This is a genomic window from Alcanivorax sp. HI0044, assembly GCF_001634945.1.
Genome location: NZ_LWEZ01000943.1, coordinates 1 through 392 on the forward strand (window position 1 = coordinate 1; position 392 = coordinate 392).

Genomic DNA, 392 nt, shown 5'->3' on the forward strand with positions numbered 1-392 from the left:
AGGTCAACATTTGCCACCGGAAGCCGGTAGCGACACAGACCTAGTCGCCGGTTTTCCAGCCGGTGAACATTTTCTTCACCAGGAAGGGCGTGAGCTTCAATGAGGCGCCGAGCCACTGGCCAACGCTGGACGGGAAAACGAACAGCAGGGCGTTCTTGATGCCGTTGTAGGTGGCTTGATCAAACGGGTACCAGAAAATATTGCGTTTGGACGGCAGAATATCCCAGTTCACCACTTTCGCCTGCGTCATTTCTTCCAGCCCTTCCGGGCCATGGGTGCGGCCAATGCCGGATTCCTTCCCGCCACCCCAGGGGGTTTCGGACAGGCCGTGGCTGTAAAGATGATCGTTTACGGTGGTAACCCCGGATTGCAACCGGGCGGCAATGGCTCGG

General features: G+C 57.9%; 1 protein-coding gene. It reads right to left on the bottom strand.

Going from position 1 to position 392, the window contains the following annotated elements; translation table 11 throughout:
* Positions 1-40 precede the first annotated feature (40 nt).
* On the bottom strand, positions 41-392 hold a 352-nt coding region (locus A3730_RS11055), incomplete at its 5' end, for an aldehyde dehydrogenase family protein (protein WP_156501154.1).